This window comes from uncultured Salinicola sp. (assembly GCF_937921195.1).
Taxonomy (GTDB): Bacteria; Pseudomonadota; Gammaproteobacteria; order Pseudomonadales; family Halomonadaceae; genus Salinicola.
Window position 1 is genome coordinate 1 of record NZ_CALFQK010000080.1, and the last position, 15,695, is coordinate 15,695.

15 protein-coding genes are annotated in these 15,695 nt (G+C 65.4%); 2 read left to right on the forward strand and 13 right to left on the reverse strand.

From position 1 onward, the window contains the following. The 13 genes from Q0602_RS06865 to Q0602_RS06925 all read right to left on the reverse strand — a co-directional run. Positions 1 to 700, reverse strand: a 700-nt coding sequence (locus Q0602_RS06865; RefSeq protein WP_298840700.1) for an aminotransferase class III-fold pyridoxal phosphate-dependent enzyme, incomplete at its 3' end; no start/stop codon positions are given. Positions 701 to 748: 48 nt separating this feature from the next. Next, positions 749 to 1,450, reverse strand: coding sequence for a dethiobiotin synthase (bioD, locus tag Q0602_RS06870; protein WP_298840703.1), 702 nt, complete (start codon positions 1,448 to 1,450; stop codon positions 749 to 751). 3 nt (positions 1,451 to 1,453) lie between these two features. Further along, on the reverse strand, positions 1,454 to 2,290 hold the full coding sequence (locus Q0602_RS06875; RefSeq protein WP_298840706.1) for a methyltransferase domain-containing protein: 837 nt from the start codon (positions 2,288 to 2,290) through the stop codon (positions 1,454 to 1,456). After that, a complete protein-coding gene (locus tag Q0602_RS06880; protein WP_298840709.1) occupies positions 2,290 to 3,033 on the reverse strand; it encodes an alpha/beta fold hydrolase in 744 nt (247 codons plus the stop codon). Before Q0602_RS06880 ends, Q0602_RS06875 begins: the two co-directional genes overlap by 1 nt. Then, positions 3,030 to 4,289, reverse strand: a complete 1,260-nt coding sequence (bioF, locus tag Q0602_RS06885) for an 8-amino-7-oxononanoate synthase (RefSeq protein ID WP_367276936.1) — start codon at positions 4,287 to 4,289, stop codon at positions 3,030 to 3,032. The genes Q0602_RS06880 and bioF overlap by 4 nt, the downstream gene beginning before the upstream one ends. A gap of 8 nt (positions 4,290 to 4,297) precedes the next feature. Then, a complete protein-coding gene (gene bioB / locus Q0602_RS06890) occupies positions 4,298 to 5,338 on the reverse strand; it encodes a biotin synthase BioB (protein WP_298840712.1) in 1,041 nt (346 codons plus the stop codon). A gap of 254 nt (positions 5,339 to 5,592) precedes the next feature. Then, on the reverse strand, positions 5,593 to 7,026 hold the full coding sequence (locus Q0602_RS06895; protein WP_298840715.1) for an arylsulfotransferase family protein: 1,434 nt from the start codon (positions 7,024 to 7,026) through the stop codon (positions 5,593 to 5,595). A 220-nt stretch (positions 7,027 to 7,246) separates the two neighbouring features. Then, positions 7,247 to 7,432, reverse strand: coding sequence for a hypothetical protein (locus tag Q0602_RS06900; RefSeq protein WP_295037607.1), 186 nt, complete (start codon positions 7,430 to 7,432; stop codon positions 7,247 to 7,249). Between the two features lie 187 nt (positions 7,433 to 7,619). Continuing rightward, on the reverse strand, positions 7,620 to 9,803 hold the full coding sequence (locus Q0602_RS06905) for a xanthine dehydrogenase family protein molybdopterin-binding subunit (RefSeq protein ID WP_298840719.1): 2,184 nt from the start codon (positions 9,801 to 9,803) through the stop codon (positions 7,620 to 7,622). Continuing rightward, positions 9,800 to 10,804, reverse strand: coding sequence for a xanthine dehydrogenase family protein subunit M (locus Q0602_RS06910; RefSeq protein WP_298840722.1), 1,005 nt, complete (start codon positions 10,802 to 10,804; stop codon positions 9,800 to 9,802). The genes Q0602_RS06905 and Q0602_RS06910 overlap by 4 nt, the downstream gene beginning before the upstream one ends. Before the next feature lie 3 nt (positions 10,805 to 10,807). After that, entirely contained in the window at positions 10,808 to 11,398 is a 591-nt protein-coding gene (locus Q0602_RS06915; protein ID WP_298840725.1) for a (2Fe-2S)-binding protein, read from the reverse strand. Positions 11,399 to 11,507: 109 nt separating this feature from the next. Beyond that, positions 11,508 to 11,732, reverse strand: coding sequence for a 4-oxalocrotonate tautomerase family protein (locus Q0602_RS06920; protein ID WP_298840728.1), 225 nt, complete (start codon positions 11,730 to 11,732; stop codon positions 11,508 to 11,510). Between the two features lie 131 nt (positions 11,733 to 11,863). Beyond that, complete coding sequence (locus Q0602_RS06925; RefSeq protein WP_295037614.1) at positions 11,864 to 12,604, reverse strand: SDR family oxidoreductase; 741 nt, start codon at positions 12,602 to 12,604, stop codon at positions 11,864 to 11,866. Positions 12,605 to 12,751: 147 nt separating this feature from the next. Between Q0602_RS06925 and Q0602_RS06930 the strand changes: the two genes are divergently transcribed. Then, positions 12,752 to 13,636, forward strand: coding sequence for a LysR family transcriptional regulator (locus tag Q0602_RS06930; protein ID WP_298840733.1), 885 nt, complete (start codon positions 12,752 to 12,754; stop codon positions 13,634 to 13,636). Between the two features lie 942 nt (positions 13,637 to 14,578). Further along, positions 14,579 to 15,695, forward strand: a 1,117-nt coding sequence (locus Q0602_RS06935; protein WP_298840735.1) for an Ig-like domain-containing protein, incomplete at its 3' end; no start/stop codon positions are given.

Below are 15,695 nucleotides of genomic sequence, written 5' to 3' on the forward strand. Positions count from 1 at the left end.
GCGGGTACATGCGCATGCCGCCGGCGCACTGGATCAGCGGTTCGACGATGACCGCCGCCAGCTCGTGGGCGTGACGCGCCAGCGCCGCTTCCATCTGCGCGAAGGCGTCTCGCGCCTGGTCGACCCATCGGTCTCGCGGCAGGCCGAAGCCGTCCGGCGCCGGCACCTTGATCACGTCCAGCAGCAGCGAGCGGTAGGTGTCGGTATAGAGTGCCACGTCTCCCACCGACAGCGCCCCCAGCGTCTCGCCGTGATAGCCGTTGGTGATGGTCAGGAAGCGCCGCTTCTCCGGCCGCCCGACGTTGCGCCAGTGGTGGTAGCTCATCTTGAGCGCGATCTCGACGGCGGAAGAGCCGTTGTCGGCGTAGAAGCAGTGGCCCAGGCCGGCCGGCGCCAGTTGGCCAAGTCTTTCCGACAGCTCGATCACCGGCTGGTGGGTGAAGCCGGACAGGATCACGTGTTCCAGCTCGTCGAGCTGGCGTTTGATCCGGTCGTTGATCCGGTCGTTGGCGTGGCCGAACACGTTGACCCACCAGGAGCTGACGATATCGAGATAGCGCCTGCCCTCGAAATCCTCCAGCCATGCGCCCTTCCCGCGCCGGATCGGCACGACGGGCAGTGTCTCGTGATCCTTCATTTGGGTGCAGGGGTGCCAGAGGCTGGCCAGGTCACGCTGCATCCAGTCGCGATTGCGGTTCATGTGTCGTCTCTTGCGGTGTGAAGTCTTGCCGGGGTTCGCCGGTGCCACTCAGGCGGGATCGTTCAGCAGCGGCTCGAGGTCGAGAAAGTCGGCGGCGGCCTCGGCATCCGGTGGATCCAGCCAGGGCACCACGCCCAGGCAGGGCGCCCCGCCCTGCTCGCCGAGCCAGTGCGCCAGCGCCTCGAGGTTCTCCCCCAGGCGCGGGGTGTCGGGTTCGAGAATGTTGGCGACCCAGCCGGCGACGCGCACGCCGTCGCGCCGGATCGCTTCCAGCGTGAGGCGGGCGTGGTTGATCGCACCGAGGCGCACGCCCACCACCAGCACCACGGGAAGGTCCAGCACCATCGCCAGTTCCGGGATCGACTCGCGCGCGTTGAGCGGAACGCGCCAGCCGCCCGCCCCTTCGATCAGGGTGACATCGGCGCCGCGCTCCAGCAGCGTTCGCATCGGCTCGGCCAGCCGCGGGAGGTCGAGCGCGACGCCGGCTTCGCGGGCGGCGATATGGGGAGCGATGGCGGGCTCGAACGCGAAGGGGTTGATCGCCTCGTACGGCAACGCCGGGTGGCACTGGGCCTGAATGGCCAGCGCATCGGCGTTGCGCCATCCCTGCGGGGTTGGCTCGCAGCCTGAGGCGACCGGCTTGCCGCCGGCGACGGTCAGCCCCCGGCGTCTGGCGGCGGCCATCAATCCGGTGGTGATCACGGTCTTGCCGGCGTCGGTATCGGTACCGGTGACGAAATAGGCGTTCATGGCTCAATCCTGCTGGGTGTGGCGTTGCATCAGCACGGTGGCGACGCGGTAGCGGGTGGGGATCCCGGCCGGCTCCCGCCAGCGCTCCAGCGTTTGCGCCAGGCGGGCGAAGCGGCGACGACCGGACAGTCCCCCACCGGCCGCCGCCGACGCCGTTATCGTGTTGGCGCCGATACGCTTCAGCGCGCGCAGCGTGTCGGCCGGCGTGGCGTGGTGGGTCCGGCGCGTGGTCATGACCACCTCGGCCGGTCGCCAGCCGGGGGCCCGCAGCGTCTCGAACAGCCGGGCTTCCGGCAGGAACTCGTTGACGTGGATCGCGCCATCGACCTGCTGCCACGCCTGTTGCAGCTCCACCAGCGTGCCCTCGCACAGGGTGGTGAAGCCGAGCCAGCCGCCGGGCACCAGCACCCGGGCGGCTTCGCGCAGGAACGCCTCGAGCGAATCGCACCACTGCACCGCCAGGCTCGACACCACCAGTTCGACACTGCCGGCGGCCAGCGGCAGCGACTCCGCGCAGCCGGTCACCCAGTGGATCGAACGGCCGGCGTGTCGTCGCCGGGCCTGGTCCAGCATGCCGGGGGCGATGTCCAGCCCGATGGCGGGCCCGTCGTGTCGCTCTGCCAGGCGCGATACCAGATAGCCGGTGCCGCAGCCGATATCGACCAGCGCGCGCCGGGAGGCCGTTTGCGGCAGCCGCGTCAGCAGGTCGTCGGCGACGGCCTGCTGCAACTGGGCGGCGCCGTCGTAGCCGGCCGCGGCCCGGGAGAAAGCGTCGGCGATCCGCTGGCGACGGCTGTCCCCGGCGGCAGCGGCGCGGCGTGGGGGCGTCATCGCGGTCATCAGACGGCCTCGTCGGCGGCGAGGATGAAGGCTGCCATCAGTGCCGCGGTCTCCTCGGCGCGTTCCAGCGGAAAGGCGTGGCCCGCCTCCGCGATCGACGCCGTGCTGCCGCCCTCGGGCAGGCGTGCGGCGATGGCGTGGCGCGCGAGCGCCGGCACAAGGGCGTCGTCTTCCCCGAACAGATGCAGTTGCGGGATCTTCAGCGTGGCCGGGACGTCACGCAGATCGAGGGCGGACAACACTCCCAGCCCGGCCAGGGCCTGGTCGAGCGGTGTCGTCTCCAGCGCCGCCAGCAGCTCCCGCCCCAGCCGACGCGTGTCCCGGCCGCCCTGGGCGCTCAACCGGGCGAACCGCCTGAAGGTCCGGGTGGGCGATGCCCGCAGGCCGCGCTGGAAATCGTCCAGCGCTTCCCCGGTCATCGCCTGCGGCCAGCCGGCGCGAGTGACGAAACTGGCGTTGGCGGCCAGCGCGATCAGCCCCCGCGCCCGACGGCCGCGCCACTGCGCCAGCGAGGTGGCCAGCATCCCGCCGAGGGACCAGCCCGCCAGCCAGGCGTCCTGGGGCAACGCCTGGTCCAGCGACGCTACCCAGCTTTCGGGGCGGTGACTGGTCAAGGCGAGATAGTCGATGCACTCGACCCGATAACCCGGGGGCAGCCGCCGACGCAGGGCGTCGGCCAAGGGCGCCAGCGGGGCGGACCCCAGCGCCCAGCCGGGCAGGAGCACGATGGTCTGGGCGCTCATGCCGACGGGCCTTTACTGGACAGCCGGCGGGCGGCGTCGAACAGCACGCTCGACAGCCGGTCGAGATCGTCATGGGTGTGGGCCGCCGACAGTGTGAAGCGCAGACGCGAGGTGCCCTCGGGCACCGTGGGGGGACGGATCGCACTGCACCAGAGCCCGGCCTCCTGGAGCGCCGCCGCCAGCGCCAGCGCCGCGGCTTCGTTGCCACCGCGTTCGCCCGGCGCCCGGCGCCAGCTCGGCCCGACCACCAGCGGCTGGATCGGTGTATCCGACGACATCAGGTGTAGATCGAATTCGCTCAGGCCGGCGACCTCGTGACGGAAGCGTCGGACCAACGAGGAGAGATGAGCACGGCGTTCCGGCTCGTCGCGGACGATGTCGAGGCTGGTCAGCGTCGCCCACGCCAGTGCCGGCGAGAGACTGGTGGTGTAGATGTAGGGGCGGGAGAACTGGATCAGCGCCTCGATCAGTGTCTCGCTGCCGGCGACGAACGCGCCCTGGGTGCCGAGCGCCTTGCCCAGCGTGCCGACGGTGGCCGCGATCCGGTCCGGCGCGATCCCCTGGGCCTGGCGCGTACCGCCGCCCTCCTCGCCCAGCACGCCCATGCCGTGGGCATCGTCGATCATCAACCACGCCCGATGGCGTTCGCACTGCGCTGCCAGCTGGCCCAGGTCGGCGACATCGCCATCCATGCTGAACACGCCATCGCTGACGACCAGGGTGCGCCGTCGGGCGGCCAGTGTTGCCAGTCGCTGGCCGCAATCGCCGGCATCCCGGTGCGTGAAGCGCTCCAGCCGGGCACCGGCCAGCCGCGTCGCGTCCAGCAGCGAAGCGTGGTTGAGGCGGTCGTGGAGTGCCATGTCCCCGCGCCCCAGCAGCGTGGAGATCACTCCGAGATTGGCCTGATAGCCGCTGGAGAAGAGCAGTGCCCGCGGATAACCCGTCAACTGGGCCAGGCGTTGCTCCAGCCGTTCGTGGGCCTCGCCATGGCCGCAGACCAGGTGCGATGCGCCGCCGCCGGTGCCGAAACGCCGGGCCCCGTCCGCCAGCGCCTCGGCCAGGCGCGGATCCCCCGCCAGTCCGAGATAGTCGTTGCTGCAGAACGCCAGCGTCTCGCGCCCCGCGCGCTGAAAACGTGGCCCGATGCCCGTCGTCGTCGCCCGCTGGCGGTAGCGCTGGTGTTGCCGCTGACGCGCCAGCCGAGCCATCAGTATGCCGTCCAGCGAATCGTCCCGCGTCTCGAGCGCTGTCTCCACGGCCTCGCTCACGCCCGGGCCGTGGCGTCGGTGACCATGGCATCGAGCCGTGCCCGGGCCACCCGCTTCCGGAGGGCGGCCTCGTGGGCGCTGTCGTCGACGTCCTCGCGTCGCTCGGGATGCAGGCCCAGGCGCTCGAACAGCCGCTGGTCGTGGCTCGCCTGGGGATTGTCCGCGGTGAGCAGGCGCTCGCCGTAGAAGATGGAGTTGGCGCCGGCGAGGAATGCCAGCGCCTGGGTCTCGTCGCTCATCAGTTCGCGCCCGGCGGCCAGGCGCACGTGGGAACGCGGCATCAGGATGCGCGCGACGGCGATGGTGCGGATGAAATCGATGGGGTCGAGATCCTCGACGTGTTCGAGCGGGGTACCCTGGATCCGGATCAACATGTTGAGCGGCACGCTTTCGGGGTGCTCGGGCAGGTTGGCCAGCTGCTGCAACAGCCCCGCCCGATCGCTGACGCTCTCACCCATGCCGAGAATGCCGCCGCTGCAGATCTTCATGCCGGACTGACGGACGTGGTCCAGGGTCTCCAGGCGGTCGGCATAGGTCCGGGTGGTGATGATCTCGCCGTAGTACTCCGGCGAGGTGTCCAGGTTGTGGTTGTAGTAGTCGAGCCCGGCCTCCCCGAGCTGCTCGGCCTGCTCGCGACTCAGCATGCCCAGCGTCATGCAGGTTTCCAGTCCCATCGCCCGCACGCCGCGCAACATCTCCAGCACGTAGGGCATGTCCCTGGCACTGGGATGTTTCCACGCCGCCCCCATGCAGAAGCGGCTGGCACCGACCGCCCTGGCCTTGCGCGCCTCCTCGAGCACGGCCTCGACCTGCAACAGCTTCTCGCGCTCGAGCCCGGTGTTGTAGTGCCCGGACTGCGGGCAGTACTTGCAATCCTCCGGGCAGGCGCCGGTCTTGATCGACAACAGCGTGGATATCTGGACGGCGTTGGGATCGAAATGGCGTCGGTGGACGCCCTGGGCCTGGAACAGCAGATCGTTGAACGGGCGTTCCAGCAGCGCCTGGATCTCCGCCCGCTGCCAGTCGTGGCGCAGCATCGTGGTTTCCGTTGCAGAGAGCGATGCGCGCTCGGTTGCCGACAGTGCGCTGTTTTTCGTTTGCGAGAGAGGCGTTGCCATAGGCCCAGTCAACCCTGGTTGTTTCATTGGTTGACGGAATGGTGGCACGACGACTGGTCAACTTCAAATAGAAACCGGGTTTACCATGCGGGAGGCCATGCCGCTATCGACATGGCGTCCCGCGATGCGGCATGGCCTGCTGCGGTGAAACCGACGATCGCTGCGGCGCCGTCTCAGGAATCCGGGGGTGGCGCTCCGGCCAGTGTCCCCTCGTCCCGGGCCGGCTGTGCCTCGGAGTCGCCGATATCCAGCGACCGGGCGAAGTCGCTGTCGAAGCTTGCGGGATCGAGCCGCTGCGACCAGCCGATGATCGGGATCATGTCGTCGTTGGGTCCGCCCCGCGTCGGCACGACGTACTCCCAGGCGATGCGGCCATGCCGGGTCACTTCCACCAGGCGACCGCCATCGGATTCGCTGATCAGGGTATTGCCGTTGTCGAGCCGGTGCTGGTCGCCGCGGATCTCGCTCTCCAGCGGATGCTGCGGCGTTCCGGCGTACTGCCAGACGACCTGCAGGGTGCGGGGGTCGAACTCCACCACCCGCGATTCGCCCTCCGGGGTGTGGTAGTGACCGCGGTTGTCGAACATCACGATATCGCCGTTGGGCAATACGTCGGGGTCGTGCTGGCGAATCCATGGACCGCGCGTGGCCCAGGTGATCTTCTGCGAACGCGGGTCGAACACCGCGATGGAGCTGGTCTCGCGGAACGACAGCAGCAGGTCGCCCTGATTGCCGAAGGGGAAGTTGCGGGCCTTGTCGGCGGTGAGGTAGTCGACCGCGTTGGCGTGGATGGGGTCTCCCACCATGATGCCGGGCACGTTGTTGAGCAGCTCGCTGAACGGCGAGTGCTGGAGCGTCGGCAGCAGGCGGGTGCGCTGCAGCTCCTTGCCCTCCGGCGACAGCACCACCAGCGAGTCCTCGAGGCGCGGCGGCTCGAGGTAGTCAAGCCCCTCGATCTCGTCGTCGAAGATGCCGTGGATCAGCGCGTAGATCTTGCCGTCCGGCGCGATGGCGAACTGGTGGTGGGCTCTTCCGGCGTAGCGCCAGATCACGTTGGAGTCCTTGTCCAGCTTGACCAGCCCGTAGCCGTAGGGCGTATCGCCATTGCCCTCGTAGAGCGCGATCAGGTCGCCGTTGGGCATCACTTGCGCGTTGCGGAAGTGGATGAATTCGTCGGGACGCGGATTCGCCACGCCCTTCCCGTCGGACCACACCTCGCTGTAGGGCTTGCGCCACTCGTGCACCACCTTGCCGTGCATGTCGACGAGGTAGGCGGCAGGCTCGGTGCCCACGGTATAGAGCGTCAGGCCATTGCGTGCGAGCTCAGGGTCGTACTGGGTGACGCCCTGGGCATCGGTGCGCTGGGGACGCCAGATGTCACCCTTGTAGACGTCGTTGTAATCGGTGGCCTGATGATAGAGCGCCTGCCCCGCCTGGTAGGCATGCTGAATCTGCGGGCCGGGAAAGATCTCGGTGACGACCGAGAAGGCGCCAATCACGAAGACCAGCACCACGGCCGCGAGGATCGATAGCGCCTTGAAGAGTTTGTCGGTGAACGTGTCGGCATCCTGCCGGACGGGGCGCTTGTCGGGCGTCTTCGAGTCCATGATTCCACCATCCTGTATGGCTTCCGGGCGAGGCACGGGGTGGCCGTCGCCCGTCGATTTCAGGTCGCTCGTCGAGCGTTCAAACAAGGCTTAGAGCAGGATGGCGGAATGGAGGTTCAGCGGGGTCTGTTGTCTTAATGTTGTCTATCGGCGCGTTTTAGGTAACGCGCCCTAAGTGCATTGGGCGTCATCGGCTGGAAGGCGATCCGCCGCCGGCGGTTCAGTGGGTTTCCGCCTTGGCCTGCTGATAGAGGTCCAAGGCGACCTGACAGAGCGCGCCGGCAAGCAGTTCCAGGTTGTCGTCCGACTCGTCGTTGGCGACGACGACGCCAAAGGAACCATCCGGACGCTCGGTCAGCTCGATGCTATAGCGCTTGAGATCCTGCGGCTTGATCATTTCGCCCATGACTTACTCTCCGTTTGTCGAGACCTGTCTTCCAGCAATGGAAAGAGTATCGCTGACCAATATTGCAGCGTCATGACAGATTCATGATGTTTGGAAGAATGATCGAACCGCTACGCGCCACTCGCTGCACCCTGTCCTTCCGCACCATGGCAACATACCGCAGCCGCGATGGAGACACCCACGGGTTCTAAAGCAGGTCCTCGATTCTGATCGGAAGGTGGCGGATACGCTTGCCGGTTGCGTTGAAGACGGCATTGGCGATTGCCGCGGCCGCGCCTACCATCGCCACCTCACCCGCGCCCTTGACGCCCGACAGGTTCAGTCGGGTATCGGGTTCGTCTATGACATCGACATCGATCCAGTCGATATCGGCGTTCACGGGCACCAGGTACTCTGCGAGATCGTTGTTGAGGACCCGGCCGTAGCGGGGGTCGGTTTCACCGATCTCGCGCAACGTGGCGCCGATAGCCCAGACGACGCCCCCCTTGACCTGGCTTTCCGTGGTGCGCCGGTTCATCACGCGACCGCAATCGATGACGCTGGCGAACCTCCGCGTTCGGACCCGCCCCGTCGACGGTTCGACGTGCACTTCGGCGAAATGGGCAATCCAGCTGAAGGCCATGAAGTCGGCGTACTCGGGACCCGTCGTGACCGGCAGCCCCCTGCGCAGATTGTCGATCGCCTGTGGGCCTTCGCCCAATGGAACCGTGTCGATCTCGACCTTCAGCATGGGCCGGCGGGTCTTCGCCAGTTGCACGTGAGCCGGCCCTTCGAAATCGTCCCGACCGATCAGTTCGACGAGATTGGCACGCAGCTTGAGCGCGGCAGCCCGGGCGGCGGGTGCCACGCTGGCCGTGCCCCAGGAGCCGGCGGTTAGCATCTGCGGGGCAAGACCGGTATCGCCGATCCTGATGTCGAGCTTGGCGGGGTCGACGCCCAGCACCTCGATCAGTTCCGCCGCGATCACGCTGCGTAGTCCCTGCCCCATCTCGTGACCCGACAGCGAGATGCGGCAGACGCCGTTCGCCTGAAGCCGCAGCGTCGCGATCGCCGGGCTCATCGACGCCTTGTAGTTTCCGCAGGCCACGCCGAGCCCGATCCTGTGGCCGTTCTCGGCCCGCAGCGTCCCCGGCTCCTGTCTCCGGCGACCCCAGTCGATCATCCTGGCTCCGCGTCTCAGGCACTCCGCCAGATGCCGTGACGAGTATGGCTTGCCGGTGATGGGGTCCGTATCGGTATCGTTGGCCAGCCGCAGCTCGACGGGGTCCATGCCCAGTTCATGCGCCAATTCGTCCAGGGCGCATTCGGTGGCGTAGCTGGACGGATGTTCGTGGGGAGCGCGCTGGTGCCCAGGCGTCTGGGTGTCGACGCGAATCACGCGATCCTCGCCCGCCCAGTTCGGGTAGCCGTACATGCGTGGCGGGGTTTCGCCGAACAACGGGTTGTAGCCGTCGTAGCGGCTGTTCTGCTGCTCGGTGCGGTAGAGGCCGGCCGCCAGCTTGCCGTCGGTATCGGCGGCGAGACGTACGTGATGAAGGCTGCGCGGCCGATACGACGCGGTGTGGAAGAGCTGGCCGCGCGGCATCACCAGCTTGACCGGACGCCCCATGATCGTGGCGGCACGGACGACCAGCGCGCTCTGCTCCTGTATCCCGTTCTTCTGCCCGAAACCGCCGCCGACATAGGGGCTGGAGGCGCGAACCGATTGCGGCTCGAGGCCGATCATGCCGGCCAGCCCACCGGCGAGGGCCGAACTCCACTGGGTGCCCTCGAAGATGCGCAGCTTGCCCTCCGAGAAGAGCGCCGTCGTCGAGATCAATTCGATCGGATTGTGATGCTGCTGGGGATGCCAATACGTCACATCGACCTTGTGCGCGGCGCCCGCGAAGGCCCCTTCCGCATCGCCATGGCCAAGGCGGGTAAAGACTTCGGACGCCTCCTCGGCCCCGTCCTGCTCCATCAGCGCGGTGAACTCCACCGCCTCGTCATACTCGACCGACACCGACTCGGCGCCTTCGATGGCCGCCTCCAGGGTTTCTGCCAGTACCAGCGCAACCGGTTCGCCGCGGTGGACGATGTCGGGACCGGTCATTGGCTGGTAGCCTTTCCCCGGCTGCCCATAGGCGCCCCGCGACGCTGGCGTCGTCTGGATGTCCGCGAAGTCGTCGAAGGTCATGACCCTGACGACGCCCGGAACCTCCAGCGCGGCGGCGGCGTCGATGGTGCGGATCTGGCCCTTGGCGATGGAGGCCGGAACCGTCATGGCGTGGAGCAGATTATCGACCCGCTGGTCGGCCGCGAACAGCGCTTCGCCGAGCACTTTCTGGCGCGCGTCGACACGCGGGCGATCCGGGTTTGAGGAGAGGGTCATGATGCGCTCCTTTCTGCAGCGATCGAGATCGCATCGGCGATCGTGTTGGCGGCGAGATGGATCTTGAAACCATTGTGTCGGCCGGCCTTGGCGCCGGCTAGTGCGGCACGTCCCGCGGCGAGTGCGTTCTCGCGTGTCGGCGCCCTTCCGCGCAGCGCCGCTTCCGCCTCTCGCGACCGCCAGGGTTTCGTGGCAACGCCACCCAGCGCGATATGCGCCTGCCGCACCTGGCCGCCCTCTATCCGCAGGGCGACGGCGGCGGCGGCAAGTGCGAAGGCGTAGGATTCCCGGTCGCGAACCTTGTGGTAGGTCGAGGCGCGGCCGGCAGCCGTCTTGGGCACGCGGATCTCGATGACCAGTTCGCCAGGCTCCAGCGAGAATTCGCGATCCGGCGTGTCCTGGGGCAACAGGTAGAAGTCCGCGATCGGAATGGTGCGATTGCCTTGCGGCCCGAGCACGACGATGTCGGCGTCGAGAGCGGTCAGCGCCACCGGCCAGTCTCCTGGCGACACCGCGGTGCAGGCGTCGCTGGTTCCCAGCACCGCCTGTCCGCGATCCAGCCCATCAATGGCGGCGCATCCCGTTCCCGGGTCACGCTTGTTGCAGGGATAAACACCCCCTGCGCCGTTGCGGAAATAGGGGCACCGGGTGCGCTGCAGCAGGTTGCCACCCACGCTGGCCATGTTGCGCAATTGCTGCGAGGCCGCTCGCCAGAGGCTCTCCGCCAGCAGCGGATACTCTCTCTTGATCGTCTCGTCGTCGGCGATATCGGCCATCCGCGCGCCCGCGCCGAAACGCAGCACGTCGCCGGATGTCTCGATCAGATCGGTGCCGTGGAGTTCGGATACGTCCACCAGATGGTTGGGTTGCTCGACATTGAGTTTCATCAGGTCGAAAAGCGTCGTTCCACCCGCAATGTACCGCGCACCCGCCCCGGCATCGGTGAAGGCGGCCACGGCGGCTTCCGGAGTGCGGGGGCGGCTGTAGCTGAATGCACGCATATCTCAGCCCTCCCGCACGGATCTGGCGATCTGCTCGACCGCGGCGACGATGCCGTTGTAGGCCCCGCAGCGGCAGATGTTGCCGCTCATGTATTCGCGAATGGTGGCGGCATCGGATGCGTGCCCTTCCTCGATGCAGGCGATGGCGGCCATGATCTGTCCCGGCGTGCAATAGCCGCACTGCAGCGCGTCATGATCGATGAAGGCCTGCTGCATGGGATGAAGCGCCTGCCCGTCGGAGATGCCCTCGATGGTCAGCACTTCCGCGCCGTCGACCTTCACCGCGAGCGTCAGGCAGGAAGCGACCCGGCGCCCGTTCACATGCACCGTACAGGCGCCGCACTGACCGTGGTCGCAGCCCTTCTTGGCCCCGACCAGGTCCAGCCTCTCGCGCAGCAGATCGAGCAGCGAGGTGCGCGCATCCACCCGTAGCGTCCGGCGGGTGCCGTTGATCCGCGGTGAAATCTCGACGACATTGCCGGCAGCCAGCCCCGGGGCCGGTTGCCTTTTATCGTCGAGCGGCTGCGCGCTGGCCTTCCAGGGGACCATGACACCCAAGGGCACCATGGTGGCCGACATCGCCCCAACCTTCATGACGGTGCGTCGTGTCACGCCCGATGATTGGCAGGGCGCTGCCGTGTCCGGCGGGTTTGGTTCATGGTCCATCATCGCGACCTCTTCTGTGGTTTCAATCCCGCTTTGGTTAGCTGGCGGAACCTTTGGGCGGCAAGCCCATCTTCTCCAGCGTCAACGTCTCGTCCGCCCTGCCCCAGCCGCCGTCGGCGACCTCGTCCACCAGCACCATGGTGTAAGGTCGGACGTCCTCGCCAAAATATTCGACGAACATCTCGGTGGTACGGTGAATGATGTCTTCCTTGAGGGCGTGATCGACGATGCCCTCGGGGAACTTGTAGTTGGCAAATGGCATGATCTTTCCTGTCCAATCAAAAGTGAAAATGGCATTCGATTCACTTTGAGCAACGCGTCGAACCGAACTCGTTGGATGAACCTCTCATCCTGGAAACTTTTCGGTTTCAGCCAATGGCCAAAACCGATCGATCAGGCGAAACCACCATTGGCACGCAGAATCTGGGCATTGACCCAGCCGCCGTTCGGCCCTGCCAGGAAGCCCACCACCCCGGCAATCTCCTCCGGGCTGGCAAGTCGTTCCAACGGTGCCATGGCGGCAATGGACTGGATCTGCTCATCGCTCTTGCCCTCGAGGAACAGATCGGTTGCCACGGGCCCGGGCGCCACGGCGTTGACGGTGATGTTGCGCCCGCGCAGTTCATTGGCGAGCACTTTCACCAACCCTTCGACCCCCGCCTTGCTGGCGATGTAGGCCCCATAACCGGGGAACGATTTCGCCAGGACCGACGACGAGAGCGCAATGATGCGGCCGCCCTCCTGTAGCAGTTCCGCGGCTTTCGCCATGACCAGCCAACTGCCGCGCAGGTTGGTCGCCAGCATCCGGTCGAACAGGTCGGTGTGGTCGATCGAAATCGGTGCCAGATCCATGATGCCCGCACTGTTGACCACCACGTCCAGGCGCCCATACCTCTCCAGCGTCTGGTCGAACAGTCGGGCGACGGATCGCCGATCGGCGACATCGGCCTGGACGGCCAGGGCCTGGCCGCCCTTGTCTTCGATCTCGGCGACAACCTGGGCAGCCAATGAGGCGTTACCGGCGTAGTTGACGACAACGGTAAAACCGTCCTCAGCGAGCTTGAAGGCGATGGAGCGACCGATACCGCGAGAGGCACCGGTGACGAGTGCGATCTTTCGAGTGACGTCCGTCATGCATCTTCTCCTGGTCCAGTAAGTATGGCGGTCCGCCATACGATACGAACGGAGAGAGTATTGGCGTTCGTCGTGGATCAATAAATCAGCTAGATTGAGAACACTATTCAACTATGAACAACAATTGCCATGGACAGGCTCGATGCCATGACGCTCTTCGTACGCATCGTCGAGAGCGGTAGTTTCACCAAGGCGGCCAATGCGCTCGACATCCCGAGAGCCACCGCCACCCTCGCTATCCAACAGCTGGAGAGCCGCCTCGGCGTCCGTCTGCTGGAGCGAACCACGCGCCAGGTCCGCCCCACGCCGGAAGGCGAGGCGTTCCATGAACGCTGCGTGCATTTACTGGCGGAGCTGGAGGATGCCGAGGCCATCGTGCGGCCGGTCTCCACCACGCCCTCCGGCGTGCTTCGGGTCGAGATGCACGGCGCCCATGCTCAATTGATCGTACTGCCCCATATCCAGGCGTTTCATGAGCTTCAACCCAAGCTGACGCTGGTCCTGACCAGCGGTGACCGCCGGGTCGACTTGATCGGAGAAGGAGTCGATTGCGCAGTACGCGCCGGCATTCCGGACGACTCGAGCCTGATTGCTCGCAAGTTGACCGACATGACCCAGGTCATTTGCGCCAGCCCGGCCTATCTGGAGAGTGCCGGCCGCCCCAGCCATCCTGACGAGCTACGAGCACACCGGGTCGTTCGCTTTTTCTCGGGCAACGGCGCCATCGACAGCACGCTGGAGCTTGTCATCGATAGCCGCACGCAACTGTTCGAGGCCAGCGGCTGGATCACGGTCAACGACGCCGCCAACTACGTCGAATGTGCTCGGCAGGGTTGTGGCATGATTCAGCTACCCCGCTTTCACGTTGCCCCCGAGCTCGAGAGAGGCGAACTCGTGGAGATCCTCCCCGACTGGCCCAAACCCACCTTGCCGCTCTATGTGGTCTACCCGCAACGTCGCCAGCTCTCCCCCCGGGTAAAGGTTTTCCTGGATTGGCTCACGTCGATCTATGCCGAGCGCCATCTCGGTTAGGCGCCTCGTCTCATTGCGCCTCACCTCCACTCCATTCGACTCCGGCGACGTCCAAGGAACCCTCCGGACGCCCGGTCAGCTCGACGCTGTGACGCTTGGGATAATACGGCTCGATCATTTCGTCCGTGACTGACTCTTCCACTTTTTCACTCTTCCAATCCCCCCACTCTTCCACCCCCCATTCCTCCACTTCAATTAACTTAGCCCGCATTCCGACCCGACATATCAGGACCACTATCACTACGGAATCTCCCCGTTATGAAACGCTTACTTGACGAGTCACTATTTGATAAGACAGCTCGCTTTTCCGTCAGTCGCGACACCCACCCGAGCCTCGCTTTCCTGATGCCATTCCCCGCCGACATGCGCTAGATGAAAAATACGAATGGCATAAAAATCCGCGTCGCAAGCGGTCATCAAGGCAAATTATTATTAGAAAATCACGCCCTTATAGCCAGTAAACCCCCAAGAGTTACTCACAGAAACAAGATTAATTACAAAGTAGCAACACACCCAACGGAGATTCCCATTACGTATTTTATTTACGTAACGAGAATAAAACTCAGGCACAAAGAAACCAGCTCTTTTTATATATTTGATTTTTAAGGAAAAAAACGGAACTCAACTCGAGCCGTTTTATTTGGATACGCTTCACCACCCAATGTCACAATTCGATCGAAGCCGCGCTTGTACCAAGGCGTCGCCTCAAAACGCCATCCGGATTCATAAAAAAAACATTTATTAAAACAAACTTACTTTTATGACAGTTACTACTAATTTAACAAAGGCTAATAAACTTGGGCTATAAACTCGCCGCTCCACCGAGTTTCCAAGCAGGGAGACCAACGCCAGCACGAATCATTACTCGCAGAATCTCTTAAACAAACAGACTTGCCTTCGCCATGACCGAGGCTTGAACAATTCTCTCGCAGGGGAACACACATGACGATCTTCGCTAAAGTCAGCGAGCAGTCCGCTCGTGTCGAAAATGCCGCCCAACAACCGGTAACGGGAGGCGGCATCACCTTATCTGAACCCAGTAATGTGCTTCTTTCCCTCTCTCCAGACGATATCGATGGCATCGTGCGGGATGGCAGCAATCTCGTCATCACCACGGCCGATGGCCAAACCATCACCCTGGCCGATTTCTTTGCCCCCAGCGGTGAGCCATCCAGCCAGTTGTTTCTGGCCGAGGGTGAAGACCAGCAACTGGTGTGGGTGGATATCTCGTCTTCGGCAAATGGCGCCATCGAAGCGACCTATCTGCCGCAATCGGAATATGGCGTCTTCGACTTGGCGACACAAGACGGGGGCGAGGGCTACCTGGGCGCGGCGTTGATCGCCGGTGGGATAGCTTCGGTGGGCGCCATCGCCATCGACAGTAACTCCGGCAGCAGCAGCGACGACGATGACGACGACAACGGCACGCCCCCCGAGGACGATGCGCCGGCCACTCCGACAGAGGTCAACGTCGCCGATGACGGCAGTGCCGTTACCGGCAGCGCCGAGCCGGGTACCACGGTGACCGTGACCGACGGCGACGGCAACGAGCTCGGCTCGGTCGAGGCCGGCGAGGATGGCAGCTTCGAGGTGCCCCTCGATCCGCCGCTGACCAACGGCGAGGACGTCGATGTGGTCGCCTCCGATGGCGACGGCAACCAGAGCGAGTCGGTCTCGGCCACGGCGCCCGATACCACCGCCCCCGAAACGCCCACCATCAGCGATAGCAACGGCGAGCAGCTCCAGGGCACCGCCGAAGCCGGCAGCACCGTCACCCTGACCGATGCCAACGGCGACCCCATCGGCGAGACCACCGCCGACGGCGACGGCAACTGGTCGTTCATCCCCGAGGAGGCGCTTGCCGACGGCTCGGAAGTCAACGCCGTCGCGACCGACGCGGCCGGCAACGCGAGCGAGCCGGCCTCCACCACCATCGATGCCGACGCCCCCACCCTGCCTGCGCTGCCGGAGGACGTCAGCGTCGCCGATGACGGCAGTGCCGTCACCGGCAGCGCCGAGCCGGGTACCACGGTGACCGTGACCGACGGCGACGGCAACG

Bases quoted from the DNA above. Each gene is read 5' to 3' on its own strand.
- bioD (WP_298840703.1), bottom strand. From the start codon at position 1,450: ATGAACGCCTATTTCGTCACCGGTACCGATACCGACGCCGGCAAGACC.
- Q0602_RS06875 (WP_298840706.1), bottom strand. From the start codon at position 2,290: ATGACCGCGATGACGCCCCCACGCCGCGCCGCTGCCGCCGGGGACAGC.
- Q0602_RS06880 (WP_298840709.1), bottom strand. From the start codon at position 3,033: ATGAGCGCCCAGACCATCGTGCTCCTGCCCGGCTGGGCGCTGGGGTCC.
- bioB (WP_298840712.1), bottom strand. From the start codon at position 5,338: ATGCTGCGCCACGACTGGCAGCGGGCGGAGATCCAGGCGCTGCTGGAA.
- Q0602_RS06895 (WP_298840715.1), bottom strand. From the start codon at position 7,026: ATGGACTCGAAGACGCCCGACAAGCGCCCCGTCCGGCAGGATGCCGAC.
- Q0602_RS06900 (WP_295037607.1), bottom strand. From the start codon at position 7,432: ATGGGCGAAATGATCAAGCCGCAGGATCTCAAGCGCTATAGCATCGAG.
- Q0602_RS06905 (WP_298840719.1), bottom strand. From the start codon at position 9,803: ATGACCCTCTCCTCAAACCCGGATCGCCCGCGTGTCGACGCGCGCCAG.
- Q0602_RS06910 (WP_298840722.1), bottom strand. From the start codon at position 10,804: ATGCGTGCATTCAGCTACAGCCGCCCCCGCACTCCGGAAGCCGCCGTG.
- Q0602_RS06915 (WP_298840725.1), bottom strand. From the start codon at position 11,398: ATGAAGGTTGGGGCGATGTCGGCCACCATGGTGCCCTTGGGTGTCATG.
- Q0602_RS06920 (WP_298840728.1), bottom strand. From the start codon at position 11,732: ATGCCATTTGCCAACTACAAGTTCCCCGAGGGCATCGTCGATCACGCC.
- Q0602_RS06925 (WP_295037614.1), bottom strand. From the start codon at position 12,604: ATGACGGACGTCACTCGAAAGATCGCACTCGTCACCGGTGCCTCTCGC.
- Q0602_RS06930 (WP_298840733.1), top strand. From the start codon at position 12,752: ATGACGCTCTTCGTACGCATCGTCGAGAGCGGTAGTTTCACCAAGGCG.